This is a genomic window from Aliamphritea ceti (assembly GCF_024347215.1).
Lineage (GTDB): Bacteria > Pseudomonadota > Gammaproteobacteria > Pseudomonadales > Balneatricaceae > Amphritea > Amphritea ceti.
This window is the reverse complement of the sequence record NZ_AP025282.1, coordinates 4,391,264-4,407,314: the sequence shown is the minus strand read 5'-3', so window position 1 is coordinate 4,407,314 and position 16,051 is coordinate 4,391,264. Positions and strand designations below refer to the sequence as shown.

Here is a 16,051-nt window from a genome sequence, read left to right as displayed (position 1 = left end):
TTTCTTAAGTAAGCAGAATGAAGTACAGCGCCTTACGGATGCTCAGGTCAGGTAAAGATGTCGGGTAAAAATAATAATATGCAAACTCTAAGACATTACTTCTATTTAGCTTCTGCTGTTTTATCAGGCAGCTGTCTGGTGGTAATGACGCTGTTAATTCTGGCGCAAATTGTTGCCCGTATTTTCGGTGTGATTATTCCTTCCTCGGAAGACTTCGCCGGCTGGTTGTTATCAGCCACAATTTTCTTTGGCCTGGCCTATACCTTTAATGCTGGTGGGCATATCCGGGTAACCATTTTGTTGTCTCGCCTGAGAGGCGTTACCCGCCGTTGGCTGGAGCTGGTGAACATCAGCGTTGCTTTACTGATTGTTGGATATTCTGCCTGGTACACCCTTTATACGGTGTATGAGTCATATGCCTACGATGATGTAACTGACACCTATCTGGTGATGCCGTTGTGGCTGGTACAAATGCCAATGGCATTGGGATCACTGTTTCTGTTGATCGCAGTAGCAGATAATTTTTTCACTGCATTGCGTGGTAACACGCCGGGTTATATCAGCCATGAAGCTGCGCTGGAAAGTGGAGAGTAGAACATGGATATGACAATGACAGGCATTATTCTGGTGGTTTGCATGTTGCTAATGCTCACCAGTGGCGTTTGGGTGGCACTTACCCTGACCGGACTTTCGGTTATTGGTTTGAGCCTGATTGGCAATGAAAGCATCGGACTGTTACTCGGAACTTCTTCCTGGAGTGCTGTAACCAGTTGGTCGCTGACGGCTTTACCTCTGTTCATCTGGATGGGGGAAATATTATTCCGTACCCGGTTGTCACAGGATTTATTTGAAGGGCTTTCACCGCTGTTATCAAAGCTGCCGGGTAAGCTGCTGCATGTAAATATACTCAGCTGCGGAATCTTCGCAGCGGTGTCCGGATCTTCTGCCGCGACGGCTGCAACCATTGGCAGAATGACACTGCCGGAGCTGTCTAAGCGTGGTTATGATGACACTATGGCGATCGGCACACTGGCAGGTTCTGGTACGCTGGGACTGCTGATACCGCCGTCAATTATTCTGATCGTCTATGGCGTATCAGCGGAGGTATCTATTGCGCGTCTGTTTTTGGCCGGAGTGTTTCCCGGTCTGGTACTGATCTGCTTATTTATGGCGTTTACCATCGGCTGGACTGTTCTCAAGGGGCGAACTGCAAAAGTGGCAGATGAGGTCGAATATAGCACCCGGGACAAATTCCAGGCGCTGACCAAGCTGATACCAATTGTTATGCTCATTGGTGGCGTGTTGGGGTCTATTTATCAGGGCGTGGCGACGCCGACAGAAGCCGCAGCGTTTGGTGTGGCGGGAGCTTTTTTATTGTCTGCAGTATTGGGCAGTTTTACCTGGCAGGGCTTTATCGACAGCGTTGCCGGTGCGGTAAAGAACTCATGCATGTTGGGGCTGATACTGATCGGCGCGCATTTTCTGACGCTGGCGATGGGCTTTATTGGCATTCCGAACGCGTTGGCGGGCTGGATTGCTGAGCAGGGATTATCGACAGTACAGCTGATTATCTGTCTGACAGTATTTTTTGTGGTGTTGGGCTGCTTTCTGGATGGAATATCCGTCATCGTACTTACCACGTCAGTGGTGTTGCCTATGGTCACACAGGCGAATATTGACCTGATTTGGTTCGGTATTTTTCTGGTACTGGTGGTGGAAATGTCACAAATTACACCGCCGGTAGGTTTTAACCTGTTTGTTATTCAGGCTCTGACCGGGAAGAATATTCTGTATGTCGCAAAAGCTGCGTTGCCATTCTTTTTTATGATCGCGGTTGCCATAGTACTGATCTCTGTATTCCCATCGATTGTGCTGTATTTGCCAACGCTGATGAGCAGTTAACGGGGCTTTCGGCAATGGCTAACTGACTTGATAATAGCTACTCTGGATAAGCCGGGATATCTGACTGAGCCCGGCATTATCCAGAGTTACCGTGAGTATAAAGGGCCGTTACTGCTATGAAACTGAGTAAAAAATATCTTGTTATACCGTTGCTGGCAGGCTGGTTGTTTTGTAGCCAGTTGCTGGCTAATGACACTATCATCATTAAAGCGGTTGGTACCTGGGGATATTTTACGAATTACCAGAAGCATGAAGGGCCGTTTTGGAATCAGCATATGGCTTCCGTATCTGATGGCCAGATAATTGGTGAAATAAAACCGCAAACAGAGCTGGGGTTGCGGGGTTATGAAATCATGCGTCTGGTGAAGAATGGGGTGTTTGATTTCGCGTTTGGTTTACCTGGTTATGTAGTGCCTGAAAGTGAGATTTTTGAAGGGGCTGATTTGTCATCATTGGTGCAGAATATTGCCGTTCAAAAGCAGGTTGCGAATGCTTATTTTCCAACACTGGCGCGTGCTTTTGAAGAAAAATACAATGCTAAGCTGATGATGCTATATCCCTTTCCCAGTCAGATGATCTGGTGCAACAGCCCGGTTAACAGTATTGAAGACCTGCGTGGTAAACGTATTCGGGTGTATTTAACGACCCTTGGGGACTTCGTTGAAGGGGTAGGCGCAATTCCGGTCAGTGCCCCTTTTCATGATGTTTCTGAGGCAATGAAAAAAGGTGTTTTCGACTGTGTTATAACCGGCACTATGTCGGCCTATACCGGTGAGCTATATAAAGTTGCCTCGCATGGTTTTACGTTACGGGTTGGGTGGGGCTTAGCCTTTGGCGCAATGAATATAGCTAAATGGAATTTGCTGAGTGAGCCTCAAAAAGCTCTGCTTCAACAGGAAGTTGCCACACTGACCGAGCGTATGTGGCAGGAAACTGCAACAGAAGACGCGATAGCACTGGCGTGTTTATCCACAGGTCCCTGTGAGCTGGGTGAGGTTGGCGGCATGACACTGGCTGAGCCTGCAGCATCAGATCTGATAATTCGGGATAAGGTTGCTGCGGATGTTATTTTGCCTCGCTGGGCCGGCAGATGCGGGCCTGAATGTGCCGCAAACTGGAACCGTACCGTTGGAAAAATCCTGGGTCTGAGGGCTGAAGCCAGCCGTCAATAAACTATATCGTTTGGTTCTGAATGATAATTCTCTGGCGGTATATGTGACCGCTAAATCAGTGGCATTAATCCAGGTTCACTTAATAAGTAGCATCAAAAAGATTTTGCCTGATCTGGCGCATAGGTGGAAAAGTCCGGTTCGCATAATATTTCGGTTAAATCTTAGCGTTGTAGATTACGGTGAATGTTATGAGTAAAGCTGTGCTTTGTCTGTTGGCGTGCCTGAGTAGTCTTTCTGTTGAAGTATCTGCTGCGGAGCCTCTGACCCTGTTTATTAACTCCGCAGAAGGTGGGGCAATATCCGGCCGTCGGCTGAATGATTTTAGCCATTATCTGAATAGCAATGGTTGCCCGGTATCAGCAGTTAAAACGGCAGCAGAATTTCCTGAACCATTGACTGCCGAGCTCGTTTTTACCGCGTTAGAGCATGACTTTGGCACATCATACCAGCCGTTGTTAAAGGTTAAGGTACTTAACGATTTAGCTCTTTCAAGCAGTGTGCTGGTGCGAGGCTCTACAGCAGTACCTGATCTGAAGGCACTACATGATGTACGTATAGCATTTTTATCCCCTTATTCTATAACCGGATATCAGCTCGCTCAGGATATGTTTCTGAAGCATGGTGTTGAACACAATCGAGACAGAATTACCTTTACCCGAACTAACGTTGGCGCAATGTCTTTGCTGCTACATAAAGATGTTTTTGCAGCAGTGATTGCGACTCCTCTGGCAGAAAAGTGGCGTCTGGCAAATGATTTACTCGTGTTGGGAGAGAGTGAGTCGGTTGAGGCTGGAGGTTTGTGGAGCCGGGATTTATCACCGGCTACGTTTTCGGCCTGCCGTAATGCATTTCTTGGTTTGTCTGATGGGTCACGTAGCAGGAAGAAGTTGTTAAAGATTTTCCCCGGCTGGCTGCAGGGTTTTACTGCGTATGAATAAAGCTGTTTTAGATAGGTTATCTGAAGCGAAAAAAAAGGTGCTTCTGTTAAGAAGCACCATAAGTTGGCTATCGCCTTCTGGTTTAAACGCTGTTACTCAGGTTTGCCGGCACTGATCCATGCGGCAATCTGATCTCTTTCTGCCTGGGTCATCTGGGTAATATTCCCCAGTGGCATTGCTTTAGTGGTTATTGCCTGAGCAGTTATCTGTGCCGACTTCTGTGAAATCTGTTCAATAGTATCTAATACAAAACCTGCTGGTGGACTGGTAAAGCCCGGGTAGCTTGGCGTGTTTGAGTGGCAGACACTGCAGCGTTCGCTGATGATTTCATGCACCACCTGTGCGCTGACATTAGCGCTGTCCTGTTGGTTCTGTTTAGGGGCAACAACAAATGCCAGACAGATCATACCGAGCGCGCCAGCCGGTAAGGTCCAGGCAAACTTTTGCGTCAGGTGGCGGGTGTTGAAGTAATGGCGTACCAGTACGCTGATTGCTGCAATGCCAGCAAGAATTAACCAGTTATATTCGTGGCCATAAGTGCTTGGGAAGTGGTTACTGATCATGATGAACAGTACCGGCAACGTGAAGTAGTTGTTATGGCGTGAACGCAGTAAGCCTTTTGCTGGCAAAGACGGATCTGGCTGCTGTCCGGCTTCTATCGCACTTACCAGCGCCCGCTGCGCCGGCATAATAGTGCGGAATACGTTACCGACCATGATTGTACCTATGATCGCGCCGACATGAATGAAAGCGCCACGGCCGCTGAATATCTGTGAAAGTCCCCAGGCTGCGGCAATCAGTAACACAAAGAGTATTGCGCCGAGCAGTGCAGGTTTCTTACCCAGTGGTGAGTCGCATAGCAGGTCGTAGATAAACCAACCGGCAATCAGGCTGGCAACACCGATGCCAATAGCAGCAGCAGAGCTTAAGTCTGAGCCTGGTGCAACCAGATATAACTGAGCGTTAAGGTAGTAAACCACGGCCAGCAGAGTGACACCTGATAACCAGGTTGCGTAGGCTTCCCACTTAAACCAGTGAAGTTTCTCCGGCATTTGTGGTGGTGCAAGTTTGTATTTTTCCAGATGATAAATCCCGCCGCCATGAATCGCCCAGAGATCGCCAGATAATCCTTCGCGGGGATTACTGCGTTCCAGATGGTTCTCCAGCCAGACAAAATAAAAGGACGCACCTATCCAGGCAACGCCGGTGATCATATGTACCCAGCGAACCGCCAGGTTTAACCACTCAACAATATGGGGATCCATCATTAACTCCTCATCTTAAGTTGCAGGTATTTCTCAACCTGCCAATATTTTTATTATTTATTTCCGTTCCGGTTAACCGAAGTAACCGTTTGTAGCAGCTGCATCAGGCGGGTAGCAGCTGGATGCTAATTTCTGCCGGAAAATCGTATTCGTCGCAGTTATGACCTTCACCGGTACGGTCTATGACCAGAAAGCTGTCTTCAGCTGCGCAGCTGATTACCGGGTGGTGCCAGACACCTGTGTGATAGTTAATACCTTGCTGCCCGTCACTGATGAATGCCTGAATTTTGCTGACATCAGGCGTTTCGCCCAAAGGCGCTACTACAATCAGAAACGGCTCACCGTTAAGAGGAATAAATGCCTGGCTACCCAGTGGGTGGCGCTCCAACATACTGATTGGCATTGGCATCGTATAAGCATGGGTTTTGAAAATGCTGATAATCGCCGTATCTTCTGCTTTGCCCAGACTGACATCCGCGAGACGGTGATAGCGCTGGGTATTGCCCTTATTGATCATAAAGAAATCCCGGTCACGGGTTTCTATGACATCACCGAAAGGTGCAAAAGCTTCGGCGGTTAAGGGTTGTGGCTTCAGTGTTAACATAATCACCTCATGGTTGCCGCCACTTCAATAATTTTTGGGCGGGCTTGGTTTGCCAGGATGGGAGCAGCATTTTCCACCTGGCAATCTTGTCGTTGGTACTCTTTTTGTCGCTATGTTCGCCAGATATTACTTGGCGACTTTACCGAATAAACGTAACCGACTAACGCCACCATCCGGGAAGATGTTCAGGCGTACATGGGTAATTGGGCCCAGCGCTGTTATCTGTTCTGCGAATTCATGTTCCTGATGCATTTCCAGTTTTTGTGATGGCAGCAGTTCTTTCCAGAATAAACTCTGGGTTTCAATTTGCTCATCGGTGCCACCTTTTACATAGGCCGCCTGAATTGAACAGCTGTCCGGGTAGTTCCCTTTAAAATGCAGGGTGTCGACAACAATTCGCTCGATTTCACCCGGGTGGCCAAGTGCAACAATGACCCAGTCATTACCCGGGGTACGGCGACGGGCGGTTTCCCAGCCATCTCCCATGTTCACGCCACGGCCTGGGTTGAGAATATTACTCATGGTGCCGAAGTGCTCATCACTACAGGCGAGGGCGCGACCACCGTTTAATGATGACACCAGATCAACCTGTTCTTCGCTGCTCTGAGCGGACCAGTCACGGTGCGGAATTCCGTATACTCGTAAACGGGCAACGCCGCCATCCGGATAGATGTTAAAACGTAAATGAGTCCACGCACGGTCATCATTAATATCGTGAAGGTGCTGGCTGTTACCCTGCAAGCTAACTGCTGACAGAATTTCCTCCCATTGCTGATCTTCACCCGGATCGCCTTCCGGGCAGAAGCAGGCTTCCAGTGACGCTGATGGTGGGAAGTTACCGGTAAAATGGCAGGTATCAATGTCTACACCTTTAATAACGCCTGGCACACCTAAGCGAATAACGGTGAAATCATAGCCTTCAAAGCGCTTACGGCGAGATTCCCAGCCATCCATCCATTTGCCGTTATCGTCAAATACACCTTCTTTCCAGACCGCTGCTTCTGGCTGAAACATACGATTTACATCAGCAAACCAGTCATCGGTGACAAATACAGCTTTAGTGCCGAGGCGGGCGTCCGCCAGATTGATGTATTTTAAAAATTCTTTGCTCATTATTTATTATCCTGCTTAGAGTATTTGCTCTGTGGTGTTGGTCTGCCTTATTACATAGCGCTAAGGCGGAACAGAGCTATCCTGTTAATTTCTTCGAGCGCACGGGCAAATTCAGTGTCCGGCGAGTTATGTATGCGGGTTTCGAAAGCCGCCAGAATTTCGTGCCGGTTACTGCCTTTTACCGCCATGATGAACGGGAAATTGAAACGGGCCTTGTAAGCATCATTGAGCTCGGTAAAGCGCTTAAATTCTTCTGCGGTACACTCGTTAATACCGGCACCGGCTTGCTCTGAGGTCGAACATTCTGTTAATTCACCGGCAACAGCTGCCTTGCCTGCTAAATCCGGGTGAGCGTTGATCAGCGCCAGCTGAGCTTCCTGGCTGGCGGATAACAGCACGCTGGCCATCTGCTGCTGCAGTGGCTCTACGCTGGCAGCATTTGCTGGTAACCCCTGATCAAATGTTTGTTCTGCCACCCAGGGAGAGTGTTCATAAATATCAGCAAAGGTGCTGACAAAAGTAGCACGGTCCATTTGGCTCGGGTTGCAGTGTTGAAATTGCTGAGTCATGACAGATCGCTTCCGTTTAAGTGTTAGCCTGAAAAGGGTGAGTAACATGCCAGTGGCGGGCAATATCGACGCGACGGGCAAACCAGACCTGCTCATGGGACTGGGCATATTCAATAAAGCGGCGCAGAGCAGCGATTCGGCCCGGGCGGCCAATCAGCCGGCAGTGCAGGCCGATAGACAGCATTTTAGGTGCTTCAGCACCTTCTTCGTAAAGGCTGTCAAAGCTGTCTTTCAGATACTGAAAGAACTGTTCTCCGCTGTTGAATCCCTGTTGGGTAGCAAAGCGCATGTCATTGCTGTCCAGAGTGTATGGAATGACCAGATGGCCTTTACCCTGATTATTGACCCAGTATGGCAGATCATCATCGTAGGCATCGCTGTCGTAAAGAAAGCCGCCTTCCTGCATAACGATGTCGCGGGTATTAGGGCTGTTACGACCGGTATACCAACCTAATGGACGCTGGCCAGTAATGTCCTGCAGGATATTAATTGCCTTATACAGGTGCTCCTGCTCTTCTTCCTTGCTGAGTTTTTGGTAATCGATCCAGCGATAAGCGTGGCTGCAGATTTCATGGCCGGCCTGATGCATTGTCTGAATAACTTCCGGGTAGCGCTGCGCGGCCATTGCCACGGCGAAAACTGTCAGTGGTATCTTATGTTTCGCGAACAGTTTCAGAATCCGCCAGACACCTGCGCGGCTGCCGTATTCATAGACCGATTCCATACTCATGTGGCGTGCTTCCGGAAACGGCACTGCGCCAGGAATTTCCGACAGAAAAGCTTCGGATTCATTATCACCGTGAAGAATGCAGCGTTCGCCACCTTCTTCATAATTAAGGACAAAGGATACGGCGATGCGCGCCTGACCTGGCCATTGCGGATCAGGAGGGGTATTACCGTAACCGATCAGATCTCGGGGATATGCATGATTCACGGTGACATTCCTTCTATATTAAACTAGATAACAAGTTGACCTGAAGGTCAGAATGAAATCATTGTATACAATTTATGGTTTTATATGCAAAGGTATATGATCCCTTTGCTTTTCATTATTTGAAACGAGTAATAAACTGCTTATAAAACAGTTGATTAGACCGTAAATGAATTTGATTGTATACAAAGCTGGTTTATTTTTGTTTCAAAAGCATTATAGTTTAGCTATTCAGTAACGACTTAGTAAGCGCGGAGTTATATCCGTATCTGACGTATTTAACAGGAGGTACTCTTGATGGGCTACTTAACAACCCACGTACTGGACTCTGCACATGGTTGTCCGGGTCATGATATTCCAGTGACTCTTTATCGGGTCGACGGTGAGCGGCAGTTGCTGGCTGAGCGCCGCACTAATGATGATGGCCGTTGCGACAGCCCGATATTAGAGGGCGATGATTTTGTTGCCGGCGTTTATGAGCTGGTGTTTCGGGTAGGTGATTATTATCGGGGTAAAGGACTGACGTTACCGGAGCCGGCATTTCTGGATGAAGTGGTGTTACGCTTTGGTATTGCGGATGAAGACGAGCATTATCATGTGCCGCTGTTGATCTCGCCGTATAGCTACTCAACCTATCGGGGCAGTTAAGCCTGTTAATTATTAGCTTTTAATTTATACGTATCAGAAACCGGCTCACTGAGCCGGTTTTTTGTGTCTTTATTTCAGTATCTATTTCAACAAAACAGCACCACCGGCAGTAACAAATATACCGGCACTGATACGGTTGAATATTTGTATGCCACGGCTTTTTTGTAACCAGGGTGCGAGCAGTTGTGCGCCGCCACCATAAAACAGCTTGCAGACCAGATCCAGAACGCACCAGCTGAGTATCATAGTGATCAGTTGCGGTAAAAAGGCACTGGCCGGATCGATAAACTGCGGCAGAAATGCAACAAAGAACAGAATGTCCTTTGGGTTACTGATACCCAGACTGAATGCCCGCCAGAACATGCTGGAAAAACCGGGTTGAGAACTGTTCAGACTGCCGGCAGATTCTGCCCGTCTGGCACTAAGCCAGGCCTGATAGCCGAGGTAAATAAGATAAGCTGCGCCGGCATAACGAATGGCGCTAAACAGGCTTTCAGAGGCGAGCAACAGCGCGCCTAAGCCGGTTGCCGATGCGGTAAGCAGAATTAAGGAAGCGCTCACGCCGCCGGCAAAGGCTGGTGCGCTACGTAACAGTCCGTAATTTATACTGTTCGCAACCATCAGCAGGGACAGAGGTCCCGGGACCAGAATTACTAACATGGAAGCAGAGCAAAACAGTAACCAGGTTTCGATGTTCATCAGAGCTATTCCTGTCCGGGATAATAAATAAGATTAAGCAGTAACGAAAAAAGCCTTCCACGGGGGAAGGCAAGGGTTTCGGCCACGGGCCATTCGTATAATAACAGAGGGCACAACTCCGTACAGTGGCGCACCCACTGACGGAGTATCTGTTATTAAAGGAATATAAATTTACTGATAAAGATAGCTGTCAGTACATAGATGCTTAGTGAAATTTCATCACGGCGACCGGTAAACAGCTTCATGGCGGTATAGGTAATGAAACCCATCGCAATACCGTTCGCAATAGAGAAGGTCAGCGGCATCATAATAACGGTGACAATTGCCGGGATTGCATCAGTAGTGTCATCCCAGTTGATCTGCTTCATGCCGGTCATCATCAGCATGGCGACATAGATCAGTGCACCGGCAGTTGCGTAAGCTGGAATCATACCCGCCAGAGGCGCCAGGAACATTGCCGCCAGGAATAACATACCTACTGTGATAGCTGTCAGACCGGTACGGCCACCGGCAGCAACACCGGACGCACTTTCCACATAACTAGTTACTGGTGGGCAACCGAACAGGGCGCCAATTGCACTGGAGCTACTGTCTGCTTTTAACGCTTTACTGAGATTTTCAATGTAGCCGTCTTTGCGGATTAATTTTGCTTTCGTTGCCACGCCCATCAGGGTACCGGCGGTGTCGAACATATTAACGAACAGGAAGGCAAGAATGATGCTGACCATACTGATATTCAGCGCACCCATTATATCCAGGGCCAGCAGTGTTGGTGCGATGCTTGGTGGCGCGGAGAAAACACCGTTGTATTGCACCAGGTCCATGCTCAAACCTATACCGGTAACTGCCAGGATACTGATTAGCACTGCACCGAAGATGTTATGGTAGGCGAGTATTGAGATCATCAGGAAGCAAACTGCTGCCAGTAAGGTAGATGGTTCCAGGAAAGTACCCATCGACAACAGAGTCGCCGGATTGTCGACCACGATACCTGCGGTTTTCAGACCGATCAGGCCAAGGAATAAACCTACACCGGCGGTCATCGCGAATTTCAGGCTGGTAGGAATACTATTGAGTAGCCATTCACGAATTTTATAAAAACTCATGATGACGAACAGAATGCCGGAAATAAATACCGCGCCCAGTGCTACCTGCCATTCATAGCCCATTTCGGCGACGACGGTATAGGTAAAGAAAGCGTTTAAACCCATCCCGGGGGCAAGGCCTACAGGCCAGTTAGCGTAAAGGCCCATCAGGAAACAGGCGATCGCAGCACCGATACAGGTTGCGACGAAAACAGCACCGTGATCCATGCCTGCATCAGACATGATATTTGGGTTAACAAAGATGATGTAACCCATGGTGACGAAGGTAGTTAAACCGGCAATAAGCTCAGTTTTAATATTAGTTTTATGTTCACTGAGCCTAAAGTAGCGATCGATAAATCCGCGTTCTTCTCTCAATGTTTGCTGGTCTTGCTGAATATTTTCCACAACTTACTCCTCAGGTTAGAGAGCCACTAGTTATTTTTATAAATGGCGCTCGTTGTGCAGCAACTTGGCATGCGGTACAACTTATGTACTGAATTCAATAGTAAGATTGTATACAAAAAAATCAACTCTCGGGTCAGGTTTTTCTTTTTCACTTGCTGAAATCTTCTGTTTTGCAGTGGTGATATTTGCGCCGAAGCATTGATCCTGAGCAGCCATGTGTGTGTACAGTTCAGTCGCTTTTGTGTACTATTTTTCACTGGCACAGAGGTTGTAACAGGCTTATTTTAGGCCTTGTTAATTGTTTGAAAGCTAAGCGATAAATCTGATTGGCCAAATATGCATTGGTATTTTCTCCGTTGGTTTATGTATTTCGGAGCGGTTAATCAGACAGCAATTGTTTTCAGTTTTTGGTCCGGATATAGCAGATTTTATGACTCAGATTTCAACACAAGACTCAGCGGGAAATTCCGTAAAAAGTTCGGTAAAAAAATCCCGGAAAGCAGGAAAAACTCAGGATGAGATTGTTTATGCGCATATCTTTGATGCCATTCTTGAGCAAAGACTGGCACCTGGAACAAAGCTGAATGAAGAATCACTGGGCGAAATTTTTGGTGTCAGCCGGACGATTGTGCGCCGTGCATTATCCCGTTTAGGTCATGAGCAAGTAGTCAATTTGCGGCCAAATAAAGGTGCAATTGTCGCTTGTCCGAGTATTGAAGAAGCCCGGCAGATTGTGTTTGCCCGCCGTGTTGTTGAAAAAGCAATCACTGAACTGGTTGTGGATAACGCGCTGGATGCTCAGGTTGATGCACTCAAACAGTTGGTTTTGGAAGAGCAGGCATGTTTCGATAAGGGCGACCGTGGTGCAGGTATTCGTTTGTCAGGTGAATTTCACCTGCAACTGGCTGAAATGGCCGATAATCCACCTTTGCTAAGCTTTCAGCGTAGTCTGGTATCGCAGTGTTCACTGATCATTGCACAGTATGAAAGCGGTTCTAAATCCCACTGCTCCTATGACGAGCATTTCGAACTTCTGGATGCGATTCTTCAGCGTAACAAGCCATTGGCACTGCAACTGATGCAGCATCACCTGGATCATATTGAGAATAAACTTAAGTTGGATGATGAAGTGTCGTCAGATGACTTAAGGGCAATATTTGCCGGTGTGGTGAGCGGTAAATAGTTTTAAATTGGGTCAGCTCTTCGGCCTAAGTCTCAGCCTCTGTAACAGTTAGCCAGGTTCGGCTTCTGCTTCCGGAGTTGTTTCAGCTATGTACCCTGTCACTCTGTTACGGCCGTTATTTTTACCCCAGTACAGCGCTTTGTCTGCACGGGCAAGTAACTGGTCCAGCGAAGTGCTGGGGCTGACATCGGTACTGAGCTCTGCAATACCAAAACTGGCGGTGATGTTTACAGAAACATCCTGGTTAATAATCTGAGTTTGCTGTATTTCTTCACGGATACGTTCTGCAAGGTGCAGAGCTTTGTTACGTGGTGTTTGTACCAGTACTACCGCAAATTCTTCTCCGCCAATCCGGGCTTTAACATCGGATTCTCTGAGTATTTTATTGAGAATATCGGCAACCGTACTGATGACCCGATCCCCTGTCGCATGGCCGTACTGATCATTAATACCTTTGAAGTGGTCAATATCCAGCATCATCACCGTCAGTTGCTGTGAATAGCGATGCGCACGGTGTACTTCTACATTGCCCTGTTGAAAGAATGCCCGGCGGTTGAGCAAGCCTGATAGTGAGTCCAGGCTGGCCAGATTTTCGGCATGTTGTCGTGCCAGCTCCAGCTCCAGTGTGCGTTCCCTCACTTTCGTTTCCAGTTGATCTGTCGCTTGCTGGGCAGCGATTCTTTCGCGGTTTTCAGCCGCAAGCTTTTCTTTTCGTAAAATATTGACCCGGTCAACCAGCGCGAATGCCAGTAAAATAGTCTCGAGAATCATACCAAAACGGGTCGCACTAATGGCGAAATTGCTGGTGGGAATAATGCCCTGAAAGCGCAAAATGCTGCAGATTACAGTGAGTGACCAGATACTCCAGGCCAATGTATAGCCCCGTGCCTGATGATGACCTTTACTCCACAGATACATACCAATCGCGGGAAAAAGCCCCAGCGCAATACCGGTAAGCATCAGCAGGTTAAGTGCAATTTCACGAACGTTAATAAGCAGTAAAATGCCGCTGAAAGCAGTTATGCCCAGTAAGAACAGCAGCAACAGATCCAGTTGGGGTGCCCGGGTTTCTGTATCCAGAAAGCTCCGGGAGAACTGAATGGCCAGACTGTAAAACGCCACGATGGCTATGTGTGGAATTGCATCAGCCAGTGCTGGCGTGAATCCCCATAGATAGCGGTAACCCAGCCCTGTCAGTGCGAGATACATTACCAATGCTGAGCAGGCGTAGAGTAAATACCAGAAGTAAGGCTTCTCCCGAATGGATAGCATCAGGAACAGTGTATAAATGATGACCAGTACAGCTGCGCCAAGAAAAATCCCCAGCCAGATGCCCTGAATATGCTGCTTTTGTACATAAGCCTCGGGGGTAGAAGCCTCAAGGTAGAGGTTAACAACCCCTGCGTATTCAAAGTTAAAGCGCAGATAGAGGGTACTGTGTTCTCCTGCAGGAGTGCTCAGTGGGAAGGAAAAAGCTTCGCTGGGTAAGTTATTAATGGCGTACGGACGATGGTCGCCCAGCTGTTGTGCACTGACATTGCCTTTAGCATCAATCTCATAAACATCGATGTAATCGGTAATATTATGCAGGGCTTCAACGACCCAGTTTATCTTTTCGGGGGTGTCATTCGCGACCTGTATGCGAATCCACCAGGCAGAGCTGGAAACACCATGTGCCGTTTGCTCGTTGCGAATAGGAGTGAATTTGTTTTGCCAGTAAGGTTGCAGGACTTCAGCAAAGCTGAGACCGCTATCAGGGTCTTCTAACACCTGCATAAAAGGTGTCATCACCTGGCCAGACATATCAGACTGTAGATGGAAATGTTTTGTGTCGGTAGTGTCAGCCAGAGCTTTGTTGGTAAGGATTATTAATATCAGCAGGGCAAGCATAAACCCGCGCGAGCAGAGTGCTTGCTGGTGGCTGGTCTGCGGGTAGCGAGACTCCATGTAATATTCAGCTGTTGTCATAATATGATCCTGGCTGAGAACGACCCGTAAGAAAGTTAGCGGCTCTAATCCTGCGGTTGTAGCACGCTATTTATGTGAAGTGTGCTGAATCTTTCCAGAAGAGTCGAGAGAATAGGGTGACATTATGGTGAACTTCGTTTTTTCTTCACATTTTGGCGCAATCAGAATATTTTGCCGGGAGGAATACAGGGAGAGGAAACTAACTGCTGATAACTGAGCTATCAGCAGTTTTGGTGATTCGGATATTAGCGTTGGAACACAGAGGCGCCCATTGCGAAGGTTTCGCGAATGGCACGGTCATCACCGAGCATCATCAGAACGAACAGACGTTCTTCAATGGTTTTAGCCTGTTGCATCCGGTATTCCATTAACGGTGTTGCATGATAATCCAGTACGACAAAATCAGCTTCATTACCTTTGGCAAAACTGCCGATTTTATCTTCCAGACAAAGCGCTTCAGCACCGCCTAAAGTAGCCAGATACAGCGACTTAAACGGGTTCAGTTTATGGCCCTGTAACTGCATGATTTTATAAGCTTCATTAAGCGTTTGCAGAATAGAGAAGCTGGTGCCGCCGCCGACATCCGTGCCTAATCCTACTTTAACTTTTTCAGCTTCCATTTTTGGCAGATCAAATAATCCACTGCCCAGAAACAGGTTGGATGTTGGACAGAATGCCAGAGCTGATTCAGTTTCCGCCAGTCGCTTACATTCACTGTCGCACAAGTGTACACCGTGGGCAAAGACAGAACGTTTGCCGAGCAGTTCGTGGTGGTCGTAGACGTCCAGATAACCACTCTGTTCCGGGAATAATTCTTTCACCCACTCAATTTCCTGTTTGTTTTCAGACAGGTGTGTGTGCATGTACAGATCCGGATATTCTTTCAGCAGCTGGCCGGCCATGGTCAGCTGTTCATCACTGCTGGTCGGAGCAAAGCGTGGTGTGACTGCATAATGCAGGCGGCCTTTGCCGTGCCAGCGTTCGATCAGTGCTTTGCTGTCTTCATAGCTGGACTGAGGAGTGTCGGTTAAGTAGTCCGGCGCGTTGCGATCCATCATAACTTTACCGGCGATCATCCGCAGGTTGCGTTGTTCTGCTTCAGTAAAGAAAGCATCAACCGATTCAGGGTGCACAGTGCCGAATACCAGAGCGGTGGTGGTGCCGTTGCGGGTCAGTTCATTGAGAAAGATATTAGCGACTTCGCTGGCGTGTTCAGCGTCGCTGAAATGCTGCTCAGTCGGAAAAGTATAATTGTTCAGCCAGTCCAGTAGTTGTTCGCCGTAAGAAGCGATCATACCGGTTTGTGGATAATGGATATGCGTGTCGATAAAGCCCGGGCACAGTAAGGCGTTTTCATACTGAGTCACGGGGGTGTCAGGTGATAGCTCTGCCAGTAGTGTCTCAGCGTCGCCTGCAGCCTGTACTTTGCCGTTGGTAACAATTAGCAGGCCGTCGTCAAAGTATTCGTAGGAGGCTTCAATGCCAACTTTGGCAGGGTCTGCGATACTGTGGATCAGGGCAGCGCGATACGCATGGCTGTTTGTAGTCATGTTTTGTCTCTACTCT

At 48.1% G+C, this 16,051-nt stretch carries 15 protein-coding genes; 6 read left to right on the top strand and 9 right to left on the bottom strand.

Annotated elements, in window-relative coordinates; all coding sequences use genetic code 11:
• Positions 1–78: 78 nt before the first annotated feature.
• From OCU49_RS19970 to OCU49_RS19955, 4 genes are all read left to right on the top strand, one after another.
• Positions 79–594: a TRAP transporter small permease gene (locus OCU49_RS19970; RefSeq protein WP_261842304.1), complete on the top strand. Its 516-nt coding sequence runs from the start codon at positions 79–81 to the stop codon at positions 592–594.
• 3 nt (positions 595–597) lie between these two features.
• On the top strand, positions 598–1,902 hold the full coding sequence (locus OCU49_RS19965; protein WP_261842303.1) for a TRAP transporter large permease: 1,305 nt from the start codon (positions 598–600) through the stop codon (positions 1,900–1,902).
• 116 nt (positions 1,903–2,018) lie between these two features.
• Positions 2,019–3,074 carry a TRAP transporter substrate-binding protein gene (locus OCU49_RS19960; RefSeq protein ID WP_261842302.1) on the top strand — a complete coding sequence of 352 codons (1,056 nt, stop codon included), beginning with the start codon at positions 2,019–2,021 and terminating at the stop codon, positions 3,072–3,074.
• 188 nt (positions 3,075–3,262) lie between these two features.
• On the top strand, positions 3,263–4,012 hold the full coding sequence (locus OCU49_RS19955; RefSeq protein WP_261842301.1) for a PhnD/SsuA/transferrin family substrate-binding protein: 750 nt from the start codon (positions 3,263–3,265) through the stop codon (positions 4,010–4,012).
• A gap of 92 nt (positions 4,013–4,104) precedes the next feature.
• On the opposite strand, the gene OCU49_RS19950 is transcribed toward OCU49_RS19955, so the two are convergent.
• From OCU49_RS19950 to puuE, 5 genes are all read right to left on the bottom strand, one after another.
• Positions 4,105–5,277: a urate hydroxylase PuuD gene (locus tag OCU49_RS19950; RefSeq protein WP_261845268.1), complete on the bottom strand. Its 1,173-nt coding sequence runs from the start codon at positions 5,275–5,277 to the stop codon at positions 4,105–4,107.
• A gap of 103 nt (positions 5,278–5,380) precedes the next feature.
• Positions 5,381–5,881 carry an ureidoglycolate lyase gene (locus OCU49_RS19945; protein ID WP_261842300.1) on the bottom strand — a complete coding sequence of 167 codons (501 nt, stop codon included), beginning with the start codon at positions 5,879–5,881 and terminating at the stop codon, positions 5,381–5,383.
• A gap of 126 nt (positions 5,882–6,007) precedes the next feature.
• Entirely contained in the window at positions 6,008–6,994 is a 987-nt protein-coding gene (gene alc / locus OCU49_RS19940) for an allantoicase (protein WP_261842299.1), read from the bottom strand.
• 50 nt (positions 6,995–7,044) lie between these two features.
• Positions 7,045–7,563 carry a 2-oxo-4-hydroxy-4-carboxy-5-ureidoimidazoline decarboxylase gene (gene uraD, locus OCU49_RS19935; protein WP_261842298.1) on the bottom strand — a complete coding sequence of 173 codons (519 nt, stop codon included), beginning with the start codon at positions 7,561–7,563 and terminating at the stop codon, positions 7,045–7,047.
• A 16-nt stretch (positions 7,564–7,579) separates the two neighbouring features.
• Positions 7,580–8,497 carry an allantoinase PuuE gene (gene puuE, locus OCU49_RS19930; RefSeq protein WP_261842297.1) on the bottom strand — a complete coding sequence of 306 codons (918 nt, stop codon included), beginning with the start codon at positions 8,495–8,497 and terminating at the stop codon, positions 7,580–7,582.
• A 294-nt stretch (positions 8,498–8,791) separates the two neighbouring features.
• On the opposite strand from puuE, the gene uraH reads away from it, so the two are divergent.
• On the top strand, positions 8,792–9,142 hold the full coding sequence (gene uraH, locus OCU49_RS19925; RefSeq protein WP_261842296.1) for a hydroxyisourate hydrolase: 351 nt from the start codon (positions 8,792–8,794) through the stop codon (positions 9,140–9,142).
• Positions 9,143–9,223: 81 nt separating this feature from the next.
• Here the strand turns inward: uraH and OCU49_RS19920 are convergent, their stop codons facing one another.
• Together OCU49_RS19920 and OCU49_RS19915 are read right to left on the bottom strand one after the other, a co-directional pair.
• Complete coding sequence (locus OCU49_RS19920; protein WP_261842295.1) at positions 9,224–9,841, bottom strand: LysE family translocator; 618 nt, start codon at positions 9,839–9,841, stop codon at positions 9,224–9,226.
• Between the two features lie 155 nt (positions 9,842–9,996).
• Positions 9,997–11,334, bottom strand: coding sequence for an NCS2 family permease (locus OCU49_RS19915; protein WP_261842294.1), 1,338 nt, complete (start codon positions 11,332–11,334; stop codon positions 9,997–9,999).
• Positions 11,335–11,764: 430 nt separating this feature from the next.
• Here OCU49_RS19915 and OCU49_RS19910 point away from each other — a divergent pair, with 430 nt between their 5' ends.
• Positions 11,765–12,517, top strand: coding sequence for a GntR family transcriptional regulator (locus OCU49_RS19910; RefSeq protein WP_261842293.1), 753 nt, complete (start codon positions 11,765–11,767; stop codon positions 12,515–12,517).
• A 48-nt stretch (positions 12,518–12,565) separates the two neighbouring features.
• Here OCU49_RS19910 and OCU49_RS19905 read toward each other — a convergent pair whose 3' ends face one another.
• Positions 12,566–14,485 (bottom strand): sensor domain-containing diguanylate cyclase, encoded by a 1,920-nt coding sequence (locus OCU49_RS19905; RefSeq protein ID WP_261842292.1) that lies wholly within the window; start codon positions 14,483–14,485, stop codon positions 12,566–12,568.
• 245 nt (positions 14,486–14,730) lie between these two features.
• Positions 14,731–16,035, bottom strand: coding sequence for a guanine deaminase (guaD, locus tag OCU49_RS19900; RefSeq protein WP_261842291.1), 1,305 nt, complete (start codon positions 16,033–16,035; stop codon positions 14,731–14,733).
• Positions 16,036–16,051: the final 16 nt, after the last annotated feature.

Coding starts and splice junctions, on each gene's coding strand:
- OCU49_RS19970 (WP_261842304.1), top strand. CDS start 79: ATGCAAACTCTAAGACATTACTTCTATTTAGCTTCTGCTGTTTTATCA.
- OCU49_RS19965 (WP_261842303.1), top strand. CDS start 598: ATGGATATGACAATGACAGGCATTATTCTGGTGGTTTGCATGTTGCTA.
- OCU49_RS19960 (WP_261842302.1), top strand. CDS start 2,019: ATGAAACTGAGTAAAAAATATCTTGTTATACCGTTGCTGGCAGGCTGG.
- OCU49_RS19955 (WP_261842301.1), top strand. CDS start 3,263: ATGAGTAAAGCTGTGCTTTGTCTGTTGGCGTGCCTGAGTAGTCTTTCT.
- OCU49_RS19950 (WP_261845268.1), bottom strand. CDS start 5,277: ATGGATCCCCATATTGTTGAGTGGTTAAACCTGGCGGTTCGCTGGGTA.
- OCU49_RS19945 (WP_261842300.1), bottom strand. CDS start 5,881: ATGTTAACACTGAAGCCACAACCCTTAACCGCCGAAGCTTTTGCACCT.
- alc (WP_261842299.1), bottom strand. CDS start 6,994: ATGAGCAAAGAATTTTTAAAATACATCAATCTGGCGGACGCCCGCCTC.
- uraD (WP_261842298.1), bottom strand. CDS start 7,563: ATGACTCAGCAATTTCAACACTGCAACCCGAGCCAAATGGACCGTGCT.
- uraH (WP_261842296.1), top strand. CDS start 8,792: ATGGGCTACTTAACAACCCACGTACTGGACTCTGCACATGGTTGTCCG.
- OCU49_RS19920 (WP_261842295.1), bottom strand. CDS start 9,841: ATGAACATCGAAACCTGGTTACTGTTTTGCTCTGCTTCCATGTTAGTA.
- OCU49_RS19910 (WP_261842293.1), top strand. CDS start 11,765: ATGACTCAGATTTCAACACAAGACTCAGCGGGAAATTCCGTAAAAAGT.
- OCU49_RS19905 (WP_261842292.1), bottom strand. CDS start 14,485: ATGACAACAGCTGAATATTACATGGAGTCTCGCTACCCGCAGACCAGC.
- guaD (WP_261842291.1), bottom strand. CDS start 16,035: ATGACTACAAACAGCCATGCGTATCGCGCTGCCCTGATCCACAGTATC.